The 24,891-nt window shown below is 28.6% G+C and carries 17 protein-coding genes and 1 pseudogene; 6 read left to right on the top strand and 12 right to left on the bottom strand.

Translation table 11 applies throughout. The annotated features are described in order from the left end of the window. The first annotated feature begins 128 nt into the window (after positions 1 to 128). Positions 129 to 1,256 (top strand): MBL fold metallo-hydrolase, encoded by a 1,128-nt coding sequence (locus GOY08_RS10840; protein ID WP_158998926.1) that lies wholly within the window; start codon positions 129 to 131, stop codon positions 1,254 to 1,256. Here the strand turns inward: GOY08_RS10840 and ligA are convergent. The 3 genes from ligA to GOY08_RS10825 form a co-directional block, all read right to left on the bottom strand. Further along, positions 1,239 to 3,209, bottom strand: a complete 1,971-nt coding sequence (ligA, locus tag GOY08_RS10835; protein WP_158998925.1) for an NAD-dependent DNA ligase LigA — start codon at positions 3,207 to 3,209, stop codon at positions 1,239 to 1,241. The genes GOY08_RS10840 and ligA overlap by 18 nt on opposite strands. A gap of 67 nt (positions 3,210 to 3,276) precedes the next feature. Then, positions 3,277 to 4,737 carry a helix-turn-helix domain-containing protein gene (locus GOY08_RS10830; protein ID WP_158998924.1) on the bottom strand — a complete coding sequence of 487 codons (1,461 nt, stop codon included), beginning with the start codon at positions 4,735 to 4,737 and terminating at the stop codon, positions 3,277 to 3,279. Positions 4,738 to 4,763: 26 nt separating this feature from the next. Beyond that, complete coding sequence (locus GOY08_RS10825; RefSeq protein WP_158998923.1) at positions 4,764 to 7,112, bottom strand: DNA translocase FtsK; 2,349 nt, start codon at positions 7,110 to 7,112, stop codon at positions 4,764 to 4,766. A gap of 48 nt (positions 7,113 to 7,160) precedes the next feature. On the opposite strand from GOY08_RS10825, the gene GOY08_RS10820 reads away from it, so the two are divergent. Beyond that, positions 7,161 to 7,877: an EI24 domain-containing protein gene (locus GOY08_RS10820; RefSeq protein WP_158998922.1), complete on the top strand. Its 717-nt coding sequence runs from the start codon at positions 7,161 to 7,163 to the stop codon at positions 7,875 to 7,877. A 7-nt stretch (positions 7,878 to 7,884) separates the two neighbouring features. On the opposite strand, the gene GOY08_RS10815 is transcribed toward GOY08_RS10820, so the two are convergent. After that, the gene (locus GOY08_RS10815) at positions 7,885 to 11,022 is read right to left on the bottom strand and encodes a PAS domain S-box protein (RefSeq protein WP_158998921.1); all 3,138 of its coding nucleotides are present in this window, start codon (positions 11,020 to 11,022) and stop codon (positions 7,885 to 7,887) included. A 397-nt stretch (positions 11,023 to 11,419) separates the two neighbouring features. Between GOY08_RS10815 and GOY08_RS10810 the strand changes: the two genes are divergently transcribed. Beyond that, positions 11,420 to 12,964, top strand: a complete 1,545-nt coding sequence (locus GOY08_RS10810) for an APC family permease (protein ID WP_158998920.1) — start codon at positions 11,420 to 11,422, stop codon at positions 12,962 to 12,964. 3 nt (positions 12,965 to 12,967) lie between these two features. Here the strand turns inward: GOY08_RS10810 and GOY08_RS10805 are convergent, their stop codons facing one another. Beyond that, entirely contained in the window at positions 12,968 to 13,504 is a 537-nt protein-coding gene (locus GOY08_RS10805) for a DUF1003 domain-containing protein (RefSeq protein ID WP_158998919.1), read from the bottom strand. 265 nt (positions 13,505 to 13,769) lie between these two features. Here GOY08_RS10805 and leuS point away from each other — a divergent pair, with 265 nt between their 5' ends. Then, positions 13,770 to 16,223 (top strand): leucine--tRNA ligase, encoded by a 2,454-nt coding sequence (gene leuS / locus GOY08_RS10800; protein ID WP_158998918.1) that lies wholly within the window; start codon positions 13,770 to 13,772, stop codon positions 16,221 to 16,223. Between the two features lie 19 nt (positions 16,224 to 16,242). On the opposite strand, the gene GOY08_RS10795 is transcribed toward leuS, so the two are convergent. After that, on the bottom strand, positions 16,243 to 17,145 hold the full coding sequence (locus tag GOY08_RS10795) for a follicular epithelium yolk protein subunit (RefSeq protein WP_158998917.1): 903 nt from the start codon (positions 17,143 to 17,145) through the stop codon (positions 16,243 to 16,245). A gap of 219 nt (positions 17,146 to 17,364) precedes the next feature. On the opposite strand from GOY08_RS10795, the gene GOY08_RS10790 reads away from it, so the two are divergent. Further along, on the top strand, positions 17,365 to 18,828 hold the full coding sequence (locus GOY08_RS10790; protein ID WP_158998916.1) for a hypothetical protein: 1,464 nt from the start codon (positions 17,365 to 17,367) through the stop codon (positions 18,826 to 18,828). Here GOY08_RS10790 and GOY08_RS10785 read toward each other — a convergent pair. The 3 genes from GOY08_RS10785 to GOY08_RS10775 are packed head-to-tail and all read right to left on the bottom strand — an operon-like array spanning position 18,804 to position 21,194. Further along, a complete protein-coding gene (locus GOY08_RS10785; RefSeq protein ID WP_235899674.1) occupies positions 18,804 to 19,613 on the bottom strand; it encodes a Cof-type HAD-IIB family hydrolase in 810 nt (269 codons plus the stop codon). The genes GOY08_RS10790 and GOY08_RS10785 overlap by 25 nt on opposite strands. 12 nt (positions 19,614 to 19,625) lie before the next feature. Next, on the bottom strand, positions 19,626 to 20,276 hold the full coding sequence (locus tag GOY08_RS10780) for an NUDIX hydrolase (RefSeq protein ID WP_158998914.1): 651 nt from the start codon (positions 20,274 to 20,276) through the stop codon (positions 19,626 to 19,628). 15 nt (positions 20,277 to 20,291) lie between these two features. Further along, positions 20,292 to 21,194, bottom strand: coding sequence for a DMT family transporter (locus tag GOY08_RS10775; protein ID WP_158998913.1), 903 nt, complete (start codon positions 21,192 to 21,194; stop codon positions 20,292 to 20,294). 307 nt (positions 21,195 to 21,501) lie between these two features. Here GOY08_RS10775 and pepQ point away from each other — a divergent pair, with 307 nt between their 5' ends. Continuing rightward, entirely contained in the window at positions 21,502 to 22,827 is a 1,326-nt protein-coding gene (gene pepQ / locus GOY08_RS10770) for a Xaa-Pro dipeptidase (protein WP_158998912.1), read from the top strand. A gap of 66 nt (positions 22,828 to 22,893) precedes the next feature. On the opposite strand, the gene GOY08_RS10765 is transcribed toward pepQ, so the two are convergent. The 3 genes and pseudogenes from GOY08_RS10765 to GOY08_RS10755 form a co-directional block, all read right to left on the bottom strand. Beyond that, complete coding sequence (locus GOY08_RS10765; protein ID WP_158998911.1) at positions 22,894 to 23,283, bottom strand: hypothetical protein; 390 nt, start codon at positions 23,281 to 23,283, stop codon at positions 22,894 to 22,896. Between the two features lie 116 nt (positions 23,284 to 23,399). Beyond that, positions 23,400 to 23,615: pseudogene (locus GOY08_RS10760) on the bottom strand (DDE-type integrase/transposase/recombinase); the annotation flags it as partial. A 104-nt stretch (positions 23,616 to 23,719) separates the two neighbouring features. Continuing rightward, a complete protein-coding gene (locus tag GOY08_RS10755) occupies positions 23,720 to 24,889 on the bottom strand; it encodes an MFS transporter (RefSeq protein ID WP_158998910.1) in 1,170 nt (389 codons plus the stop codon). Positions 24,890 to 24,891 lie beyond the last annotated feature (2 nt).

Below are 24,891 nucleotides of genomic sequence, written 5' to 3'. Positions count from 1 at the left end.
TATCGCGGGAGGTCAAGCTTTATCTTTATTGCAAACTTTTAAGTACAATTTTGCCCACTTTTTATTTAAATAACTAAAACTAAAGAAAACAAGATATAGATTAATTTACAAGATTAGAAAGGAGTCTAATGCAGAAATTTACAATATTTATACAAGCATTTTTTAATTCTATAGCCTGTTATTTATTAACCTTTTGTATTATTTTTTTCATTCATGAGTTTTTTAATTATGGAGAATATTTTAAAAATTTTCTAGACTTATCAAATATTTTTAAAAGCAAATCAGTTTCTATAGCAGAAAATATGAAAGAAAAAGATTTGGCTCTAAATTTTTTGGCAAATATTCGGAAAATTACTTTTCAGGATAGACTTATATTTGAATATTCAGGATTAATTCATTTATTAGCTATTTCTGGCAGTCAAATTACTCCAACTACTAATATTATAGTGAATGGAATAAAATATATTATATATTTTTTAAAAAAAAAGAATACAAATCCTTTAAAAATAATGATTTTAATTAATAAAATAAAAATTTATTTATCTATCATAATATCATTTTTTATTTCATCAATTTTTGGCTTTTCTGGTGCTCTAGTTAGAGTTATTTCAATTAACTATGTAAGTAAAATAAACTTAACATCATTATTTTATGCAATAATTTTTCCAATTTTTCCAAACATCCTCTTTACAACGTTTAAAAATTGCATTTTATTAATATTTTTTTCATTTATTTTTGGAAATCTTTTAATAAATTTATCATTTATCCTTTCTTTTTTTGGCGTTTTATGTCTGAAAATTATAATCAGAATGAATAACTTATTAAATTTTAACAATTTATTTAGTTACGTTACAAATACTGTTTTAACATCTTTCATTATTGGTATTTTATTATCACCTTTCTCAAACTGCAATATTTTTTCATCTTGTCTAGCAAACTTAGTTGCAACACCTATTATTTGTTTCTTAATAACCCCTTTAACTTTCTTACTCTTAATTTTACCTGAAAACAACTTATTTTCTTTAAATTTAATTTACTTATATGATATATCATTAACTATATTTAAAAATATAGGATTAATATTTTCAGATTATAATCAACTATATACTAATAGTAACAAAACAAGTTTATTTTCTTTATATGGATTACTTTATATAAATTCAGCATTTGTTATACTTATTTCAATATATGATTTAATAAAAAATTATAATATTTTAATAACTAGATTTAAAATTAATTCAATTAAAATTTCTTGAAAATTCTTCCTCAGTAATAATCTTGATCCCAAATTTTACTGCATCTTTATATTTATTAGAACCTGAGCTTTCATTACATACCAAAAGGTCTGTTTTTGAGCTGACTGAAGAAACTAATTTTGCTCCCACATTTTCAAGCATAAATTTATATTCTTCTCTTGGCCTTGATAAACTTCCCGTTATACAAATATTTTTCCCAAAATAGGGATGAGAATTTTGTTTACTTATTTTTTTATTTGATTCATCATCTAATACTTCAACATAATTCAATAAATTACGAATAATATTTCGTTTATTTTTTAATGAAGCAACAAAATCTTCAGCAGATTTATCTGCCCAGCCTTTCTCAACTTTTAAATCGCTAGCATCAATTTTTAAAACATTCTCCAAAGTTTCAAACTTTCTCGCAACTTCTTGGCATTTCACAGCGCCACCACGTTTTAATCCTAAAGCAGTTAAAAATTTTGCTAAAGGAATTTTTCTTGTATTTTGTATTGATTTAATAACGTTTTCAGATGATTTTTTTGCAAATCCTTCAATTTGTAACAAATCTTCTTCAGTTAATTTATAAAAATCAGCAGGTTCTTGCACCAATCCTGCGTCTCTAATTTTTAAAACAATTTTATCGGACACTCCCATAATATCTAATGAAGATACAAAATATACAAGACTTTCCTGATCTTTATAATTACAAACTGGGTTATCTAAGCACATTAAATCAGGGCCTTGTCTAGTTAATTTAAAGCCACATTTACAAAATTCAGGTAACTTAAATGATTTTTGAGCAGGCTCTATCAAACGAATAATAGCAGGGATAACTTCGCCACTCCTAATAATTTCAACTTTTGAACCTACTGCATAGTTTCCTTCCTCTATAAATTCCGCATTATGAAGAGTTGCATATGATATTTTAGCGCCAGATAATTCAACTGTTTTTAATTTTGCTCGAAAAGTAATTTTTCCACTCCGCCCAACATTTTCTTCAATGGCTAGAATTTCTGTTTCAGCTGTTTCTCCTGCCTGTTTAAAAGCAATACTTCCTCTAGGATGATGGGCTGTATTTCCAAAATTTTCCCATAATATTTCGTCATTATATCTGAATACAATTCCATCAATTTGATAATCTCTATTTCTTTTATACCAAGCTTCTATAAAATCTTTTAATTCATCTATATTCCTGACATGATCTATTTTTTCAAGCAAATTTGTATTATCAATAAATCCTAATTCTTGACTATATTTTATTTTATCTAAATAGTTATTATTTTTTTTGATAAAAGAAAAAAATTCCTTTGCATTTAAAGGATTATTATCTTTAAAAACCAAAACGTCATAAACACAAAAACGCAAAACCCTTAAAACCTCAAGAGCTTCTTCCACTTCTTTTCTTCCAAGTGTTCCAGGAACTGCATTGCGAAAACTATCAAATCTATCATTAAAATTTTTAAATTCTGAAAGTGGAAAATAGACTTCACCCCGAATCTCAAATTTTAATTCTTCTTTTTTACTAGAAATATTTAATATTTTTGGAATATTAGTGACATGACAAATATGCTCTGTTACATTTTCTCCAGCCTTACCGTTACCTCTTGTTGAGGCTCTATATAATTTACCTGAGAAATCATATTCTAATGACAACGCCATTCCATCTATTTTATCCATCGCTATACAGCTATTTTTTTGCAAAAATTCGTATAGATCCTCTACTGAATATGTTTTAGCCAAAGAAAGCATAGGTATATCATGGGAAACTTTATTTGTTAAGTCATCAAATTGGTATCCAACAAAAGATAATACAGGATGGTCAGGGGCTAGTTCTTTTAATTCATTTTCTAGTGCATCAAATTCAGAATCAGATATTACACTTTTTCCCAAATAATATAATTTTTTATGTTGTAAAATTTTGGAAGCCAGTTCTTCAATATATTTACTTTTACTTGAAACTTTACCCATTGCCCTCTCCCTTAACATAGGAGTGGGTTATAACAATTCCATCTTATAGAAAGCAAGGAGGAGTTATCTATTCAACATAGGGCTTCGCATTTAGTAGAATTTTTCTTTTTCTACCTGCATATCCCATGACACCATGATTTATACCTTCATAAATTAAGCTTACTTTAGACGAATCGGATATCACTATCTCTGCTTTAGTTTTAAAAGGGATATCTAAAACTCCTGCAGAATGAACCCCTGAAAAAATCTGTTGCCCATCAGCTTCTACGACTAAATTAACTTTTCCAGCTATATTTAGTTTTGCTATTCTTTCAATATCTAAGGCTACTTTATTTTTTTCTGAAACAGTGGCAGATGAAGATGAATTGCTAGCAGAAGGGGTTTTACTAGAATCATCTTCAGGAGAAGTTTTAGTTTGAGCTTGAACTTTTGTTACTTTTTCTGAATCTTTAATAACTGGAACACTAGATTCAACTATAGAATTTGGCAATGGCTCTGAATCTCCAACTTCATTTTCAATTTGCTTAGCTGATAAATTAGTCACTTTCACTTGGCTATTATTGCGAGAATAAAGAAATAAACTAAGAAAAATAAAGATAACAATAAACGATAATATGACTAGAATTTGTAGAGGATTAAAATCAAAAGTTTTTTTTCTAACAATTTCTTCTTGTTGTATTGAATTATTTACACCATTATAAGCATCTTTCGCTACAAAAGTACTTTCTTTCTGAATTTCTAGATGAATAGATTCACTAACCATTGATTCTTCAACAATTTCTTCAACTTTTTGAAGATTTTTTGGAATGACTTTTTCAATTTTTACTGGTTCGGCTGTTGGCAAAGTTTGATAATTAACATTAGCTTTTATTTCTGGTTGAGCACTAGAAGTCTGAGGTTTTTCAACACTATTTCCAGCTACAGCTTTATTTTCTAGCTGGATCCCAAGAACGTCATAAATATTAGGGGTTACAATATTCGTATTATTTGTGTGGATAGATCTATTTGTATTAAAATTTCCAGCACTTCTAGAATACACCTTGGTTGAAGTATGTTGCTCTTCTGTAGAAACTTGCGAGACATGTGCAGAATTATCTGGATCTAAATGAATCCCTTTTTGAAAATCACTCCGTGAAATAGAACGTATAATTTCTGCTGATTCTTCAGCAGCAGGATGATATTTTGATTTTTTTGATGAGGCTTGCATTAAACTTTCTGATTGACGTTCTACCATAACTGTTTGTAAATGATGAAATGTTTCAAATTCAGGAATAGCTACATTTAATTCCCTGGCATATAAACGAATAAGACCGCGTCCATTTAATCCTGGAGGAAGAACATCCCAATCTCCAATCTCAATAGCCTCAATATAACGATCTCTAATTTTAACACGTGCTGAAACTTGTGATGGAGATAATCTTTTAACTTCTCTTGCTTGACGGAGACGTTTTCCAATTAACGCTGCCGTTTCATATGAAACACCAAGTGCATTTTTATCGTTAGGGTATGCGGCTTGGTTTATGCTCATGTTCCACATTCCTTATAGTGCAATGATCAAAATCTCTTAATTACCGGCCGAGGTTTTCCTGTAGCTTCTGCCTGACCAACAATTCCTTCTAATATCATTCTATCCATTATACGTGCTGCTCGATTATAGCCTATTCGGAATTCTCGCTGAATACTTGATGTACTCACATTTCCAGCTTCGCGGGCAAATTCTACAGCCTTTTCATACAATGTATTCTCGTCCATCGTCTCATTTTCATTAAAACTTGTGAGTGTACCAATTTCGCTTAGTTTGTCAGATTTTTGTCTTACGAGATCCTTAGAAACTCTTTCAATATCTTGGATAACATTTGTCTCATAAATTGGAGGATATAGCTTCTTAAGTTCATTAGAAAGAGCATTTATTTCTTTATCAGCAACAAATGCACATTGAGCACGAACAACTTTACTAATTCCAGGCGGTAAGAAAAGCATGTCACCTTTACCTAAGAGCCGTTCAGCACCAATATTTTCAATAATTGTGCGACTATCATGCCTTGATGCGACTTGAAAACTTAAACGGCAAGGCAAATTTGCTTTAATAACGCCAGTTAATACATCTACACTTGGTCTTTGCGTTGCAAGTATTAAATGAATTCCTGCAGCTCTTGCTTTTTGAGCTAAACGTTGGATACTATCCTCTACATCTTTTGGTGAAGTCATCATAAGATCACTTAATTCATCAACAACAACAACAATATATGGAAGTAAATCTAGTTTTGGTTGTTTTGGATCAGTTTGTTTTATTTCACCATTAGTAACAGCATTATTATAAGCTAAAATATTTCTAACTTGATAATTTTTCATCAACCTATAACGCCTGTCCATTTCTTCTATCGCCCATTTTAAAGCTCCAGCCGCTTTATCAGGTTCAGTAACAACAGGCATAAGTAAATGCCCAATTCCATCATAAATGGATAATTCAAGCATTTTTGGATCAACTAATAATAATCGAAGTTGTCTTGGTGTTTTGCTAATCATTAAACTTAAAAGCATTACATTAATGCATACACTTTTTCCTGAACCAGTTGAACCAGCTACTAAAAGATGTGGCATTGAAGATAAATCAGAAATAAGAAGCGAGCCATCAACATTTTTACCTAAAGCTACAGGCAAAGGAATATTCGGATTTTGAAACAATGGTGATTCCATTATTTCTTTTAAAGAAACTGTTTCACGGATAGACGCGGGTAACTCAATTCCTAAAGAACTTTTTCCTGGTTGTAAACCAATTAAAACACTTTGAGCTTTCAGTGCCAATGTTAAATCATCTTGCAGAGCAAGAACTTTATTTACTTTAATTCCAGATGCTGGTTCAAATTCATGTAAATTAATCACAGGTCCATTTTGACTTTTAATTACTGAGCCTTTAACTCCAAAAGTAGCTAATTTTTCTTCTATAAGCCTTGCTTCGGATCTTAATTTTTGCGCTTCAACTTCAGGTTGTTTCTTTTGATTAGAAGATTTATGATAATCCAATTTTGTCAACAATTGATCAAAATCTTTTTTATTTATCATAAAAGAAGTATTTGGTGAAATATTAGCAAATGTAATATCTGATTGAAAGAAAGTATTTTGTTGTTCTTCACCTATAGTTGGCTGATTATCAGGTACCTTTGTTTTTAATACTGTAACTTTTGTCTGACTTTGAATTGTTTCGTTTTCAGTTGTGTATCCATTAGTAATATCTTTTTCATTTTGCCCCTCAAGGAAAGCATTACCTATTTTTTTTGTTGTTTTTGAGGGAAATAATGAAAATAAATATGATAAAGTTGTTAATGGCCTAATTCCTAAAGCTAATGTTAAACTTGCAGTTCCCAAAAATGTTAAAGCTATAATACTCCCAGATTTTCCAATGTAAGCCAGAAAAAAACTTGAAATCAAGTGCCCTAATATACCACCTGAATATATTTCAACACCGCGAAAATGTAAGGATGGTAATATAATTGACATAATACTAAGATAACAAAGAATTAACTGAGGATAACCTAAAACTCTTAAAGCAAATCTACTTTTTTGTCTTGGTCTGCGAAAAGTATTTAGCAATTGGATGATAAACACCATTGAAAAAACAATAGAACCAAGTCCAAAAACCTGAAAACTCCAATCAGCTATTGAAGCCCCAATTAGACCAAAAGTATTTGAAGCTGTATGAGAATATTGAATAGAATGTGAACTAATATTGAATGAACTAGGATCTGATGGATTGTAAGTTATTATAGAAATAAAAGCACAAAATGTAATACCTAATAGTAAAACATGGACATACTCTTTCAGATATTCTCTATCCCCTGTTACATTTTTAGGCGTAATTTTATGGATTGAAGCTTTATTTTTTAACTCAGTTGAAGAGGCCATTGAGAGTCTCCGTTTATAACATTATTCTACCGCAACAAGGAGGGTAGAATGTCTATCGCAGTATTTAAACAACTACTATTGGGATTCAAGTCCCCTATTTATTCTGTCAAATTTTTTAAACATAATAAAGCAATGCTTTTTTTAGGCGTCGCTCCTCATTTGGTTAATGTAGTAATCTACTTTTGGATTGTAAGAAATATTATTTTAGCAAAATGGCTGATTCCTTTGTTTCACTCACTTGCTGAAAAGTGGCAAGGTAGTTTTTTCAGCCCATTATTTAATACAACTTTTATCGAAATATTTGTTTGGATATTAGGAATTTTACTCTACGGAGTATTTGGAACATCTTTTGTAAATGCTGTTGCGAGTCCCATTTATGATTTAATAGCTCAAAATGCCTACGAAAAATTTGCTCGAAAAAAAGTCCCAAAACAAACATTTATGGACTTTATTGATAGCATCATCTCAGAAATTACAAAAGCAGTAATTATTTTTTCCCTATTTATTGTTTCTTTTTTCGTTCAATTTTTTGCTCCAGTTGTTTTCTTCTTCGCGATTTGGTATTTAGGATGGAATAATATTGATAGAACATTATTATTACTAAACCTCCCTTTGAAAAAAAGAATTTTATTTGGGATAAAACATTGGGGTCTTTGTGTTGGGCTAGGTATTTGGTGCTATATTCCTATTTTTGGAACTTTAATGGCTTTTAGTTTTGCTGCTTCTGGTGCAATTATTTATGCTCATTTTGAAAAAGACAATTAATAATTTATCACTCATTATAAACAGCTTTGGGGATACGTATTTCAAAGCAAGTGTTTTTAAATTTTGTATTTATCAAAAGACAACCTTTATGTCTTTCTATAATTGATTTAGATATTGATAAACCAAGACCAGTTCCTTCACCTTTTTCTTTAGTCGTAAAAAAAGGATTAAATATTTTTTCTTTAATTTCGTCTGAAATACCAAGTCCAGAATCTATAATTTGCAGAACAACTTCATTCTCATCATCATCATTAAATAAATTAATTGTAATCCATCTTTCACTCATGTTTCTAATTGCATCAGCTGAATTGCTTAATAAATTAATCAATACCTGTTCTAATTCAACAAAATCTCCTTTTATTTTTCCTTCAGATACTACATTTATTCTTAAATCAATAGAATTATCCTTCATTTTTGCGTTCATAATTATTATAACTTCATTAATTACTTCCGAAATATAAATTAGCTCTTGTAAATCATTAACTGTAGAACGGGAAAATCTTTTTAGTCCTGTGACTATTTTTAATATTCTTTGAACAGATTTATCAATTTGTAAACATCTTTGCTCAAATTGCTCAGGATTATCCTTACTTTTCTTCAAAATTTGCATACTTGATGAAATAATTGATAATGGATTGTTTATTTCATGCATTATCCCTGCTGAAAGTTCTCCTAAAGATATAAGTTTAGAATTATGGATTGCTTTAGATCTTTCCTCATCTAATTTTCTTTGCATTAAAATTTGTTCTGTCATATCTTTTGCAATTACCATGTATCCATAAATAATATTGTCACTATTTTTTAGGGGAGATAAATTTAAACTCACTAAAACTTTACTGCCATTTTTTCTAACAAAATTCCATTTTCTTTCTTCAAAAATTTCTTTTTTTGCCTCACAAGTAATTATTGTAAAACTATTATCTAAACAATCTTTATTTGTTGCTGCATGCTCACTCGCTAAATTACTAATTTCACTCGGAACAAAAAAATTAATGACATTAAATTTATTCAGTACTTCTTCATTTTCATACTGTAAAATTCTTTTAGCTTCTTCATTATATCTTAATATAATACCTTCCATATCAGTGGTTATTATAGCTAAATTTGTACTTCTTAAAATTGCTATGTTTTCATCAATTAATTTTTTTAAATTTTCTTGCTGAATAAGTTCTTTAGTAATATCTAAAGAAAGTCCTATAAGTAAATTTGGATTTCCGTATTTGTCGAAAGTAGGGACTTTAAATGTTCTAAGCCATCTTTTTCCAAATTTTGTATTAATTTCTTCTTTAGGAATTTCTAATACATTTTTATCGATAAATACTTGCTTATCTTTGTTTGTAAAGAAATCTGCTTGTTCTTTAGAGAACAAATCATAATCAGTCTTTCCAATAAACTCGTTACTTGGTAAGCCTAACAACATTTCACCAGCTTTATTAAAAACTTTAAATTTTAAATTATCTTGAAAATCCTTTACAAATACCATGCAAGGAATATTATATAATACTTTCTCAATAAAATCTTTTTGTTTTAAAAGTTCTAATTCTCTTGAAGCACCTCCTGTATCATCCCAACTGATACCATATAAAATAGAATTTTCAGAAAATTCTTCTTTAATTTTTACAGCCCGATTCCCAATATATTTTCTAATAGAAAATTTCAAATTTATTTCAAAACTAGATGAATATTCTAAATCACTTAATAAATTTTTCTTGAAATTTTCTTCAACTAAATTTTTATCATATTTTACAAAACTTAACCACTTTTTAAAACTACCATCAAATTCATCATGATTTATTTCATAAAGATCGTACATTAAATTATCCCAATAAAATTTATTTTCCGTAATATTATATTTCCAAATCCCAATTTTCAACATTTTAAGTAATAGTTTATTTTCGTCTTGGAGTCTGACGTATTCTGTCCTATCTTGACAAGTACCTATTAAAAATTTTGCATGATTATTTTGATCTTTTATTACTTTTGCAATTCCTTGCACATACTTAACTCTTCTACCACCTTCAAATAAAACTCTATGATTAAAAACAAATCCTGCACCTTCTTTAATCGCTTTATTTATATAAATATCAAGTTGTTTTAAATCTTCAGGATGAATTTTACTTCTATACATTTCATATAATTTTTCAGGACTTTGATTTGGTGAAATTTCAAAAATTTTATAATGTTCTTCAGACCAAATTTGTGTAAAATTTTCTAGATTAAATTCCCAAGAACCTATTTTTGCAGTTTTTTGCGCTTCAATAAGCCGAATTGTATTGAGAGCTTGGTAGGTAACATCTGTACTTAGTGCTAAAAAATTTGTTATTTCACCTTTTAAATTTTTCAAAGGAAAAATACTTACTTCTAAAACAAAAATTGTTTTATCTTTCCTAGCATTATTAATTTGCCCTTTCCAGGTCTTTCCTGCTAAAATCGTAGACCATAATTGGTTAAAAAATTCTTTATCGTGCATGTTAGAATTCATTTTAGCAAAATTATTTCCAACTAATTCATCTTTTAAAAATCCAGATATTTTAATAAAATTATTATTAACATTTACAATAATTCCATTCTTGTCTGTAACATATAAAATAAAATTATCACTAAGAAAATTAAAAATTTCTGTATTTTGAAAGATAATTTCTTTTTTATCTGTTTTTTCTTGTGAATTATTTATAAAAAAAAGATTTTTTAAATTTTGTGAAATAAAATCTAATTCTTTGTTCATTTTATATTGACTTGTGATATCAGTAAATGCAGATAGAACTCTTTTTTTCCCAAAATTTTTAATTGTTATGGCATTAATTTTAATCCATCGTAATGTTCCTATAGGTAACTTTAGTCCCATAATGACATTGAGCACTGATTTTTCAGTTCTTAAAGAAACCATTGCTGGGTGTTCTTCTCCAGGAAATGGAGAACCATCTTCTTTTATTGCTTTCCAATTAGGATCTAATGAATTTCTGCCATAGAGTTGATCAGCTGTTAAACCTAGAATATCTAATGCTGCAGGATTATTTTGGATTATAACTCCGTTCTCATCCTGAACTACTATTCCTTCACTCATATTGTTAAATAACAATTTAAATTCTGGATTATCGTCAAAGTGTTCCCATAACCCTTTGATACGTGAATTTTTCTTTACCAATAACTTTTTAAAAGAAGATCCTAGTTTATTAAAAATTTTTTATACCTCTCCGTATTACTAGATAAAAATTTGCTTAATGTATCGAATTTTTTGTTTGCTATAACTAGGAAAAATTTTCAAATGTCATAAACAATAACAAATAATTATAATTTCAGACTGTTACCAATGTTTCTTATTTTTTGGTCATCTTTTTTAATTAACATCTAGGTAACAGTAAATTTACAAATTTTTTAGTGAATTAAATTTTGTTGATTTTATAATTTTTATAACTTATCTTAATTGCTCAAAATGATTTTTGAGAAAGGAGAACGGTTTTAAATTTTAGTTTTAATTATCAAAATTAAATAAGATTTTCCATTAAAATTCCCATTATATATTTTGCAATAGGAATAAAAATATGAATAAAGTTACAAGAGTGAATTTATTATTCTTATCGCTTGGATCTATTATAGGTTCAGGCTGGTTGTATGGCGCATTTTATACTGCAAAAGCAGCAGGAAACTCAGGCATTTTATCCTGGATTCTTGGAGGTATTATGTGCGGGATAATTGCTCTGAGCTATGCTGAAGTTATCCTTAATAAGAATTTTAATTCACTATCCGATGCTTCAGAACTTTCATTTGGAAAAAGCGGAAAAATTCTAGTAAGCTTAATAACTTGGATTTGGACTGCTTTGATACCTCCTATTGAAGTGCAAGCCACTGTGCAATATGCATCAAATTATTTTTCTTGGATAAAAACAAATGATAGTACATTTACATTAACCCCACAGGGATATGCATTATCATTTTTTTTAATGATCCTTCTTTTTTTCATAAATATTTTTGCAATAAATACAGTGGGAAAATTCAATAAAGTTATAACAGTTTTTAAAGTTTTTATTCCAATTTTTGTTGCTTGTATTTTTATCTTTGTTATCTTTCATAATCCAACTAATGCAATCAAAAATTTATCTACAGATATGTTCAGTAGCGGTATTTCTGGAATGCTAAGCGCTATTTCTGCTTGTGGTATTGCATTTTCATTTATTGGTTTTCAAACAGCTATTTTTCTAGCTAATGAAACCGATAATCCACAAAAAAATGTTCCTTTCGCAGTCTTTGGTTCAATTTTAATTGCCTGTTTTGTATATGTTTTAATTCAAATCTCTTTTAATCTTTCTTTACCTAATGAATATATTGCAAATGGATGGGCTAATATAAAATTTGCTGGAGATGCTGGCCCTATAGCAGGACTACTTGCTATTTTTGGCTTTGCTTCTATAAGTATTTTATTATATGCAGATGCAATTGTATCTCCTTTTGGAACAGGTTTAAGCTATAAAATTTCAGCTTCAAGAGTTCTAGGAAATATTGCAGAAAACAGATTTCTTCCTTTCTTTATCTCAGCTAAAAATAGGTATGGCTCACCTTATATTGCAAATATTATAAATTTAATTATTGGACTTGTTTTTATATCATTGGTTTCTGGATGGCAAAATATGATTGCTATTCTTTGCGCTCTTATCATACTTACTATGGCATATGTCCCAATATATGTTATTTTTGCAAGATCATCTCATAATTTTTCAAGTAATTTTAAAGTAAAAAATTATAACTTAATTTCTTTTCTAAGCTTTTATTTTTCTAATATTATGCTTCTTTGGTGCGGTACTTTAGCGTTAAAATATACTATAATAATTTTCTATGTATTTTTTATAGGAAATTTAATTATTGATTTAGCGAAAAAATCATTTAAATTTAATTTCATATATCATATCTTTTTACCAACTCATTTAAGCTCTATAGGGGTTTTTGCATACTTTAAAAGTCAAAATGAATCTATTTATTTCGATCTTATTAGCCAATTTATTTTCAGTTTACTTTTAATTTGTATAGCTAAATATTTTGCCTTAAAAGATACAAAACATAGTGATATTAAAGTAGCAAATACGACTCATTAAATATTAAGCTGTCATATTTTCATTCTTCTCAGTTTTCTTTGCTTGCAATGAATCTCGTTGAGTTTGCTCTAAGGAAATAAAATCTTGCTTTTCAGTAACTTGATTTATTTTCATAGTATTTCTTTTTCTATTCATTTTTTTATTAAATTTTGAAAAATATTTTAATTCATGAATGTATTCATTGTGATTATTCCGCATTTCACGTTCCATGATTTCTATTTTTTTAAATATTTTTTTTTCAAGTTCAAAATCTTGTTCAAGTAAATGTTTTCTATAATCTGTAGATTTTCTACTATAAAGAAGAAGCAATGGGGTTTGAATTGCCCCCATCAAAGCTAAAACTGTTCTTAATCCATTAAAAGGATAGGGGTCAAATTTTAAATTTTCAAATGGTATCAACTGGTTCCATAGTACACAACCAAATACTAAAATAAAGAAAAAAAACAAAGCCCACCATGAAGTAGAAAATTCATAAAAACGGGAACCAGATTTATCCCTTATTTTGCATAGGGAATCTAGTTTATCTTTTGATAACCGCATGCTAAATCCTAATCAATTTAATTGTCTGCGTAAGAAAGCATTTCTGATTCTAGCTCTTCGACAGGTTATTGTAAACATTTTGTGACAAACATGTGACAAAATGTTTGGTTGTCACAATTTTTTGTTCAAGATGCTTAAAAAGCTATGCAAATCATAAATGATGCTTCCGCATTTATTTGTTCTTTGTTAGTAATATAACTGTTTCAATTGCCCCGAAATCCGTCTCTTGGTGCATACTCTTTTTCTTTTGTATTTGAGGAATTTCATGTCTTATCAACACAAGCAGTTAGAACCATTCTGGCAACAGCATTGGAAAAATAAGAAAATATTTAAAACTTCTGAAAATCTTAACAAACCTAAGTTCTATGCACTGGACATGTTTCCTTATCCTAGTTCATCAGGCCTACATGTCGGGCATCCTATGGGATACACCGCTACCGACATTGTTTCTCGATATTATCGCATGCAAGGGTACAACGTATTGCACCCTATGGGGTGGGATGCTTTTGGTTTACCTGCTGAGCAGCACGCAATAGACACTGGAGAACATCCCTCCAAAGTAACATACCGTTCTATAGAAAACTTTAAAAAACAATTGCAAAGTCTTGGTTTTTCGTATGACTGGGAAAAGGAAATTGCCACTTGTGACCCAAATTTCTACCATTGGACACAATGGATTTTTACTCTACTTCATAAAAAAGGTTTGGCATATCAAGCAGAAGTTTTTGTTAACTGGTGTCCAGCTTTAAAAACCGTTCTTGCAAATGAAGAAGTTATTGATGGGAAAAGTGAAAGAGGAAATCATCCTGTTTTTCGCATCCCAATGAAACAATGGATGTTGAAAATTACTTCCTATGCGGAAAGACTTTTAGCTGATCTTGACAAATTAGACTGGCCAGAATCCACAAAAGAAATTCAACGCAATTGGATAAAAAAATCAGTTGGAGCAAAAATATTTTTTGCTGTTAAAGATTTTTCAGAAGAAAAAATTGAAGTTTTTACAACCAGACCAGATACTCTTTTTGGCGCAACGTATATGGTAATTGCGCCAGAACATCCTTTAGTAAAAAAACTAACTACTCCAGCACAAAAAATTAAAGTAACAGAGTACTGCGAAGCCTCGTCAAGAAAAAGTGACCTTGATAGAACAGAATTAAATAAAGAGAAAACTGGTGTTTTCACAGGTTCATATGCAATAAATCCAGTAACAAATGAGCCTATTGAAATTTGGATTAGTGATTATGTCTTAATGGGTTATGGCAGTGGAGCGATAATGGCTGTGCCAGCACACGACGCTAGAGATCATGAATTTGCAAAAAAATTTAATTTAAAAATACGCCAAGTAATCACAACTGATAACTTGAAAATAGATATAAATAGTGAAGCCTACACTGGAGACGGACATCTTATTCATTCTGATTTTCTAAATAATTTGTCCGTTGAGGAGGCTAAAGAAAAAATAACTTCCCATTTAACTGAACTCAAAATTGGTGAGAAAAGTATTACTTATAAATTAAGAGATTGGATTTTTAGCAGACAAAGATACTGGGGTGAACCTATTCCCATATTAAAAGATTCTAAAGGAAACATTATAAGAACCCTTAATGATAATGAACTACCTCTCACTTTGCCAGAAGTCAGTAGCTATGAACCAACAGGCGATGGAAAAAGTCCATTATCCGCAATAACAAGTTGGGTTCAAAGAACAAATGCAAAAGGTGAAACTGAATTTATAGAAACAGACACTATGCCCGGCAGTGCCGGAAGTAGTTGGTATTTTTTAAGATATATAGACCCATATAATACTAATTCAATTGGTGATTTTGAAAAATTAAAATATTGGATGCCAGTTGATCTTTACATTGGCGGTCAAGAACACGCTGTTGGGCATTTATTATATTCTAGATTTTGGACCAAAGTTTTATACGATGCTGGCGTTTGTCCAGTAGATGAACCTTTCCAAAAATTGGTTCATCAAGGTATGATTTGTCGTGATGGCGCTAAAATGTCAAAATCTAAAGGCAACGGAATAAATCCTGATGAAGTTGTAGAACAGTATGGAGCTGACACTCTTAGAGTCTACGAAATGTTTATGGGTCCATTAACGCAAACAAAAGATTGGGATGATAGTAATTTAGCAGGTATTCATCGTTTCTTAAGTCGAATTGAAAGGTTCTTTTTAAGTGATGATGGAAAAAGTTTATTAAATGATGAACCTGCAAGTTTGGAAGATAAAAAAATCCTTCACAAAACAATTAAAAAAGTGACAGAAGATATACAAAATTTAAGTTTTAATACATCAATTGCGCAAATGATGATTTTCTTAAACAGTGTTGCTGATACTCAATGTAAAAATAAAGAAATATTAAGTCAATTTTTAAAATTGCTTTGCCCATTCGCTCCTCATTTAGCTGAAGATCTTTGGTATAAATGTATTCTTGAAGAAAAAGTATCGCCAAACAGTGAAGAATATCCCTTTCTTTCTTTAGCAATTTGGCCATCCTACAATGAAGCTTTAACAATTGATAACGAAGTGAAAATAGGAGTTCAAATCAACGGAAAACATAGAGGTGAAATTTTAATCAACTTAAATGCTTCTCAAGATGAAGCTGTACAAGCAGCTATGAATAATGCAAATGTCAAAGCTACTTTAGAGGGAAAAACAATTAAAAAAACAATTTATGTAGCAAACAGAATTCTAAATTTTGTTGTTGTTTAATTTGTTATTCTTTATCTTCCTAAAAAGTATTACTTTTCTTAGTGAAGTCTAAAGTAGATAAAATATTTCCTTGCCTATCCAAAAAATATTGCTTTAATAAAGTTCCAGCAGAGTCTCTTAAAATTACAGTTGAATTTGAATAAAAATCAACTGTAACTTTTTCTTCTGTTTTCTTAGAGTTTTCAAGACCATAATTTTTCATTGCGTGCATAATTGGAATAGCCCAATTATGACTTCCATTTAATTTAATAAAGTAATTAGTGGCAATATCGCCTTCTAAATATGATTCATATTCTATTTTAGCATGAATTGTTCCTTTACTTGCTAGCAATTCTGCTATTACACTTTCCCCTGGTTCTAATTCTACTAATAATCCAGCAGAAGAACCTATCGTAAACGCCTCACTTTTCGATCCTCCTTTTCCCCAAGAGTGCTCATAATGTAAATTTGTGTTTCCACCTAAACCAGCTCCATTAAATTGAATGCCGTAGTTAAAGGCTTGATCAAAAGACATGGTATTTGAATGACTCCAGTTAGACTCAATTGTATTAGTAACATTTGCTGAAATATTTGCATTAAATTGAGCTTTTATTTTACTTAAATTTGAAAAATATTTAGTTTCTACAATATAAGGTATACTTTCAAATTTTGTTATTGAAGCATTTTTTACTTTGAGTTTTGTCTCCACCTCTTTCCATTCATTTTTTGTATACAAATTTCCAAAAGTAGTTGGTCCATGTAAATACGCGGCAAAAGGTTTTTTACCTAATTCAAGTTCAACCATTCTTTTTAAAATATCTTTGTCTTGAATATGAAAAATTCTTTCTTCATTTTTGGTTATCACATGCGCTTCATTTCCTGATGTTACTATGGTTGAAAAAGCTGCATTAACTCCCGCAATGATATTTATTGCAATTGACATAAATTTCTCCTAGTTTTTTTCTATCATTTGTGTATTTAATTTTTCAGAGAACTTCTATAGTCAAAAAAATGCCTATAAAAGTACTTGATATGCTAATTACTCAATTTAGGTTTGGTTATTTATTGAACTATAAATGATACTTATAAACAGATGGAAAGTATTAATAAGGATTTTATTACTTTTCTTAACTAGAAAGATTTAAAAAGGTAAATTAAATAAATGCTTAAATTTTTAAAAAACAGCTATTCAAAAACTTTTTTCCTATTCACTCTGATAGTTTTATTATCTTTAATTATTAGATGTTTGTACGGCTACCATTCATGGTACATAAGAGATCAAGCAAGAATTTTCGATTTAGGTTTTAAGCTATTCAGTGAAAATATTCTTCCGGTTCATGGATCTCCTGTTGTTTATGTGGATTCAGTTCTTCCAGGTAGTTTGCAAGGTATATTAGCCGCTTTTCCATTATATTTTTCATTTGGCAATCCATTTGGAATTATCTGCTTTGTTCAAATTCTCAACTTAATTTCATGCATTATTCTAGCTTTAATTTATTCAAAAATATTTAATAAAATAAACAAACTATTTATTTTTTTCTTTATTGTTCTTAATCCTATGAACATAATATATTCCTATGCTTGGAACCCTTCTTTTATGATTTTATTCACAACATTATTTTTTCTTGGTATTTATAAAGTAATCGAAAATAAAGAAAGTAATATTGGAAATTTTCTTTTGTACTTTCCCATATTATTTATGCTTCAATTAAATTTACAATTTTTAATTTATCCAGTTCTTCTTATTATTCTGTTTTTAAAAAAAATAATTAAAATTCCAAAATTTTCTGTCTTCTCACTTGCAGTTTTACCTGGATTTATTTTTCTTTTACCCTATCTTGTTGATAAACTTTCAAACAAAAGCAAACCCGTTAATAATTGGAATTTAAATGGAAATTTTTTAGATAGCATAACTTTCAATTTCGAAAATATTTTTTCCTACTTTCACGTTTTAATAAGATTCATTTCCTTTTCTGCCTCTGAAATCACTAGAAATATTAACAAAGAATATCTATTTAATTCAGCTTTTCTGATACCATTTTTCATCTTTTCAATAATCATTACAATTTTCATAATAGCATTTTCAGCATTATTTTACTTAAATAAAAATGTTTGGAAAAGTATAATCCTAAATAAAGCTAAATTTAAAACAGAAGATAAATTTAATTTTATATTAATTGCAATTCCTATAATAACAACTATCCTGTTTGTTTTTTCTATTACTCCACCATCTACACATAAAATTTGGAGTCTTTTCCCATTTTGTTTTTATCCATTATTTTTTATGATCAATAAAATAAAGCAAAAAGAAAATCCTAATTATGAAAATCACTTTCTACTACCAAATAAATTAATTTCTAAACTTAGAATATTAAACACAACTAAAATAAATAATTATTATATATATGTAATCCCTATTTTTTATTTTTCTACTTTGCTTTTTGGTTGTTTATCAGCTACAAAAGTCCCAATCAATTATTCCTATGTAATGGAAAGAAGCAAAACATTTTGTAAAAATGAGGATAGAGAATATATTAAAAATATTTTAATAGACGAGAAAAAAGCCAAAAAAGAAGAAGATTATACTTTTTCTTTATTATGTCAGTATTGGGATAATTTAAAATAGCTTTTTAAAAAAATTGCTACCCCATCTTTGTCATTAGTTTCAGTTATAAATTTGGCACCTTTTTTTGCTAATTCAGATGCATTTGCCATCGCGACTCCTATTCCGCAATTTTTAAGCATTAACTCATCATTATCTCCATCACCAAATGCAATAAATTCCGAAAGTGAAAATTGAAATAATTGTGCATAAGTTGAAACTCCTAAAAACTTAGAAACACCTAATGCATTTATCTCTAAAGAGTCAGATTTAGAAAATACACAACTTACTTTCTTCAAATTATTTTCTATGTATTTTCTTATTTCTATTAAAACATCTGGATTTCCTACTAACATAATTTTTTGTACTGAATTTTTTAGTTCTAAAACTTTTCCATCTATCAAAGTAGGAGAAAATCCTATGATATCTATTTCCTCTTGAGCTTTGCTCGTTAAAAAAGGAATATACCAATCAAAATCTGAATATATGTGCATAGTAAGTGTGTTAAACTTTGTATGGTTCTTTAATGTTTGATACAAATTAACTAATTCATCTTTATCAATAGATTCACGAAAAATAATATTATTTATGCCACTTGCTATAATTGCACCATTTCCTGCTATCATTGGAGAATTAGGCAAACCTATTTGACTAGCAATTTTTAAAACTGATTTTATTGGTCTAGCACTAGCTAATATTATTCTTATCCCAGAATTACTTAGGTGTTGCAATATATTTTTTGAAAACTTAGTTACTTCATGATTTTTATTTAAAAGAGTACCATCTAAATCTATTGCAACAGCTTTCACATTCAACTTGATTTACCTCATTAACTTTTGTATTAAATACCTTAATTTTTCTACTTGACGTAGACAACTTACTTCTTGAGTGTAAAAATTTACCTCATTTATTTGTATCCATTTTAAATCTAAAGATTCTTCAGATATTGTGATATTTTCATCTGACGAAATTAATAAAAAACGAATGTCATAATGAAAATGACTTGGTTCATTTTTTCTTTCAGGAATAAAATGAATATCTAAATCAAATGACTGGGGAATTCCCATATCAATTAATTTGTTTGGAAAATTAAAAATATCCACAAAATCTATTGATGTTAATCCAGATTCTTCTTTTGCTTCTCTTAACGCAGAATAATGAACAATACTTTCTCCATCACAATGCCCACCTAATTGCAACCACTTATTTAATTTTGCATGATACGTTAATAAGATCTTAGTAAAATCGTGATTAACTACTAAAGCTGAAGAAGTAATATGTCCTTTCAGACAATCTCTGTAGAAACAATTATCGTTTTTCTTCACAAATGAAATTATTTCATCAACTTTTTCTTCATTTTCTAAAAAATTATTTGATAATTCAAAAAAATTTTTTTTTACAATATTATTTTTATAATTGATCAAAGATTCAATAATAAAAGTTCTATCAACACTTAAATCTTCTAAAGACATATAAAAATACCTAAATTAATTATTTTTAATTAATTTTTTTCCTATTTGTAAAAAGTAGACCCATATTACGGCAAAAATAATTAAAAACCCTCCAAACAGAGCTTTTGTCGTCATACTCTCTTTTAGTAGCATATAACCAAATAAGATTGCAAATAAAGGTTCTAAAATATAAATTAAAGATGCTCTTTCTGGTGTTGTTTTACATTGATAATTTGCTTGCAATAAAGTTGTTCCAACCATTGATATCGCACCTAAATAAAATAAAGCGGCATAAGCTTCAATACTTGTTGGTAGAATATGCATATTTTTATGATAGTTTATTGGGATGAAAGTAGCTGCAAAAATACACATAATCATAATCTCAAGAAAAGCAAAAATTTTGCTTTTCCCATTTTTTTTCACAATTTTTTGTAATGTGTGAATATGCATTGAAAAGGTTATTGCACACAAAATAGTCCAAATATCCCCAGCGCCTATACCACTACCATCAAAAGGGCTTGTTAGTAATATCATTCCAACAAATGCAAATGCCATTGATACATAATCTTTATAATTAGGATATTGTTTTTGAAAAATAGGCGACAATAATGGAACAAAAATAATTGTAAGATTAGTTAAAAAAGCACTTCTAGCTGAGGTTATAGTTTCCAAACCAAATGATTGAAATAAATATGATAAATATACTAAAAAGCCTAAAATTGCTCCAAGAGGAAGAAATTTAAAACAATCTTTTCTATCTTCTTTTTTTATAAATACAAAAGGTAATAGCACTAAAGAAGCTAATAATGAACGGAAAAATACTAATGCAAAAGAATCCATTTCAGCTACAACTATACGAGTCACAGGAAATGTTAGACCCCAAATAATTGTTAACAAAACTAAAGCAAGTTCAGCTCTAAATCTTTCTGATTGTAACATAAATTTACCTATTTATTTTTAGATTTTGTTATTAAAGCAAAATTAAAATTCTACTTTAAATAAAAGACATAAATTTTACATTTAGCAAAATAAAAGATAATTTTCAATTGCAATACCTTAATATTATCTTTTGAATTCTAAAAATATTTATTTAAATTTATTTGCCTAAAAAAAAATAATTTAAACTTTAAATATAAAAAAATTTAAGTTATGTATTAATGCAAGTGAGCTGTATAACTTAACTTTTTCGCTTATAAAACCAGTATATTTCTGTAAATGACTATTTTCCTAAATAGAGGAGCTATAAATGTTAGATTTAGAATCTTTATTTAAAGAACATTTGAAAATTAGAATGGCTACAACAGATAAAGCCTTAAGTGCACTTAACTACAAAAGTTTAATTCTGGGTGCAGGTGAACCTTTCGGTTATTTTGCTGATGACACCTTTGCTCCATTTAAAACCAATCCACAGTTTGCACATTGGTGCCCAGCCGTTGGTCCACACCACGTTATTAAATATGAGCCAGGTAAAAAACCCTTGCTTATTTACTATTCTCCAGATGATTTTTGGCACTATCACGCCCCTTTAGGGAATCCATTTTGGGCTTCATGTTTCGAAATCATAGAAGTTGGGAACAAAGATAAAATTTGGGAATTATTGGGAGATACATCCTTTTCAGTTTTCCTAGGAAACGAAACTAAATATGCCGTTGTAAAAAATATAAAAATTAATTGTGAGTTACTTGAAGCACGCTTAAATTGGTATCGAAGGTTTAAATCGGATTATGAAATAGAATGTTTATCACAAGCAAATAAACTTGGAGCAAAAGCTCATCTTGCAGCAAAAGATGCATTTTTTAACGGTGATTCAGAATATCAAATTCATAATAAGTACTTACAAGCTATTGAATGTGTCGATACCGATTTACCATATACAGGCATTGTTGCTCTTGATAAAAATTCAGCCATCCTTCACTATCATGGTAGGGAAAAAAGAAGAAATGGAAACGTTTTATTAATTGATTCAGGTGCCTCTTTTAATAATTATGGATCAGATATTACCAGAACATATGCAAATAAAAATTGCCATCCTGCATTTATAGAATTATTAAAACAAACTGAAGATTTGCAACAAGTTTTATGTAAAAACGTCAAAAAGGGTTTATATTTTCCAGCGCTTCATGAAACTTGTCATAAAGAAATAGCAAAAATTTTAGAAAACCTAGGTATTATTTCAATCAATGGAGATTATGAAACTGCTTTAAATGAAGGATTGACAAAAGTATTTTTACCGCATGGTCTAGGTCACAAGCTGGGAATTCAAGTGCATGATATTGGAGGAAAGCAATTAGATGAGCAAGGTAATCCTGCTCCAATAAATCCACCAAATGTACTTTATAGATCTTTACGCTTTGTAGGTACCTTAGAAAATAATGTTGTAGTTACCATTGAACCTGGAATTTATTTTATTCAGACATTGCTGAATCAATATAAAGAAAAAAATAAATATTCAGAAAACATCAATTGGGCGCTGGTTGAAAAACTAATGCCATATGGCGGTATTAGAATTGAAGATGATGTTGTTCCTTTAGAAAATTCGCAAAGAAATTTAACAAGAGAATTTCTACCTTAAAAATATAAACGTTTTTGAAGATTCTAATGCTTGACTAAATTGATGACACTTATAACTTTCCCATTTTTAGTTGCTAATTAATTTTATTAAAGAGTCTTCAATTATATTTCTTTCCTCATAGTATTCTTTTTGAATTAAAGATTTTTTCAGGTCAAAATATTCCTTATTAAAAGGCTTTATAAAATCAAATAAATTTAAATTATTAGAATTAGTAATCTTTATATTTTCATTAAATTTTTCAAGGTAATCTGAAAAAGTAAAATGCAGCAACCCTTCTCCAATATAACCACCTTCCATAGATTTAATATTTTTATCATTAGAAATTTCTACTCCTTTTACATATACACCTTTATCTCTCCACCCAGTTCCTATACGCCAACAACCTTCACTTTGAGATTTATAAAAATGTCTACATTTTACAATGCCTTCTTTAACAGAATATCCAATAGCATTCATATATTTATTCATTTTAAATTTATGAGTAATGTAAAAACTTTGGGTTCTGTTGCAAATAATTAGGAGTTACGAAACACTGGGTTGTTACTTTTCAAGAATGCCACCTCTAGGCGCAATTATGCAGCGAGGGAGCTAAATTGCTCCCAAATAGGTAAATGACTTTTAAATTTGAACTGCCCTTTTCTGAGCATATGATGGAGTTCAATACCAGCTAAAGTAGCTCTCGCCGATTTCAAGGAGAAGAAACCAAGCATAGGCTTCACTTTCTTTTTTATAAATCGATGGTCTTGCTCTACAAGGTTATTTAGATATTTATTTTGTCTTATTAAGATCTTATCTGCAGATTTAAGATCTTTGGTTCTGTTGCAAAAAATATATAAGTGAGAGTAGAGTAACTTTTTTTTGCAACAGAACCGTAATTTTTCCATAATTCATATTAATATACCAATCTTTTTATTGAATACAAAGTACCCATTATGCTAATAATTAAAACACAGAATCCAGAAATAATAAATATTGCTCCCCATGAGGAAATATTAATAGTTAAAAAAGAAAACAATAATATTCCAAATAAGTTTGTTACTGATGAAATAAATGCTAATTGGCCAAAGTAAATTCTTTTTAAAGAGCTATCAGAATTAGGAATTTCAGCAATAAAGGAACGAAATCCATTTAAAAGTAATGTCATACCAATCGCCATAATTATATTACCTAAAGATAAAACTAATAAATTATTACTTGAACCAATTATAGCAAGACCACCACCTGACATAATTCCAGCAAATTTTCTATGTCTAGTTAATAAAGGCCATTTAGTAGTAATAAATCCAGAAACAAGCATAGAAATATTTTGAATTGTCATAAATACTGCGATCATTTTTGGATTTAAATTAATCTTATTAAGATAGACTAAAATACCTCCATTATAAGTTGAAGCCATTAAATTAATTATAATTACAATAATCCAAAAAAAATAGTTATTAATATAAAAAGAGAATAATCCTTTTTGATTATAAGAATTTATATTCAAATAATTTATTTTGTTATTTTTTAAAAATAAAAATATAAATAAAGCTGATATTAAATAAGAAAGTCCATTAATTAAAATTATATAAATAATTGGTATTTTCAAAGTAAATAATAATATAATTGAAATTGATGGAGCTAATATTTTTGTTGCTGTTAAAAATGTTGAATCTAAATGTAAGTATCTAGTTGTATTCTCTGAGGTTAGAAACTGTTGTGCCGAAGCTGTAATTAAAATAGAAAAAAGAGTAAAAATAAGACTAAACAAAGCTAAAGAATATTTTGATAAAATGTAATTACCATCTGTATTTATTTCAAAAATGCAAATTAAAAACGTAAAAATACCTGCACAAAAATTAGCAAAAATTAATATTTCTTTTGATGAGAAAATTAATAGCCGGGGTAGAATTACCCAGTTTCCTAGAAAACTTCCAGTTACTGAAGCTAAAATTACAAATGGTATTTCTGATTCTCTTTTTGAGCTTACTAAATATAAAAGTATTGAGTATGTGCAAATAGTTGAACCAATGTTTGATATAAATCTTCCAATAATTAAATTTATAATATTTTTTATGTCCATAA

The sequence above is a fragment of the Pigmentibacter ruber genome, from assembly GCF_009792895.1.
GTDB classification, from domain to species: Bacteria; Bdellovibrionota_B; Oligoflexia; order Silvanigrellales; family Silvanigrellaceae; genus Silvanigrella; species Silvanigrella rubra.
Note: the sequence above shows the minus strand (reverse complement) of the source record. Positions and strands in the feature narration are given on the sequence as shown.

Coding starts and splice junctions, on each gene's coding strand:
- GOY08_RS10840 (WP_158998926.1), top strand. CDS start 129: ATGCAGAAATTTACAATATTTATACAAGCATTTTTTAATTCTATAGCC.
- ligA (WP_158998925.1), bottom strand. CDS start 3,209: ATGGGTAAAGTTTCAAGTAAAAGTAAATATATTGAAGAACTGGCTTCC.
- GOY08_RS10830 (WP_158998924.1), bottom strand. CDS start 4,737: ATGAGCATAAACCAAGCCGCATACCCTAACGATAAAAATGCACTTGGT.
- GOY08_RS10825 (WP_158998923.1), bottom strand. CDS start 7,112: ATGGCCTCTTCAACTGAGTTAAAAAATAAAGCTTCAATCCATAAAATT.
- GOY08_RS10820 (WP_158998922.1), top strand. CDS start 7,161: ATGTCTATCGCAGTATTTAAACAACTACTATTGGGATTCAAGTCCCCT.
- GOY08_RS10810 (WP_158998920.1), top strand. CDS start 11,420: ATGAATAAAGTTACAAGAGTGAATTTATTATTCTTATCGCTTGGATCT.
- GOY08_RS10805 (WP_158998919.1), bottom strand. CDS start 13,504: ATGCGGTTATCAAAAGATAAACTAGATTCCCTATGCAAAATAAGGGAT.
- leuS (WP_158998918.1), top strand. CDS start 13,770: ATGTCTTATCAACACAAGCAGTTAGAACCATTCTGGCAACAGCATTGG.
- GOY08_RS10795 (WP_158998917.1), bottom strand. CDS start 17,145: ATGTCAATTGCAATAAATATCATTGCGGGAGTTAATGCAGCTTTTTCA.
- GOY08_RS10790 (WP_158998916.1), top strand. CDS start 17,365: ATGCTTAAATTTTTAAAAAACAGCTATTCAAAAACTTTTTTCCTATTC.
- GOY08_RS10780 (WP_158998914.1), bottom strand. CDS start 20,276: ATGTCTTTAGAAGATTTAAGTGTTGATAGAACTTTTATTATTGAATCT.
- GOY08_RS10775 (WP_158998913.1), bottom strand. CDS start 21,194: ATGTTACAATCAGAAAGATTTAGAGCTGAACTTGCTTTAGTTTTGTTA.
- pepQ (WP_158998912.1), top strand. CDS start 21,502: ATGTTAGATTTAGAATCTTTATTTAAAGAACATTTGAAAATTAGAATG.
- GOY08_RS10765 (WP_158998911.1), bottom strand. CDS start 23,283: ATGAATGCTATTGGATATTCTGTTAAAGAAGGCATTGTAAAATGTAGA.
- GOY08_RS10755 (WP_158998910.1), bottom strand. CDS start 24,889: ATGGACATAAAAAATATTATAAATTTAATTATTGGAAGATTTATATCA.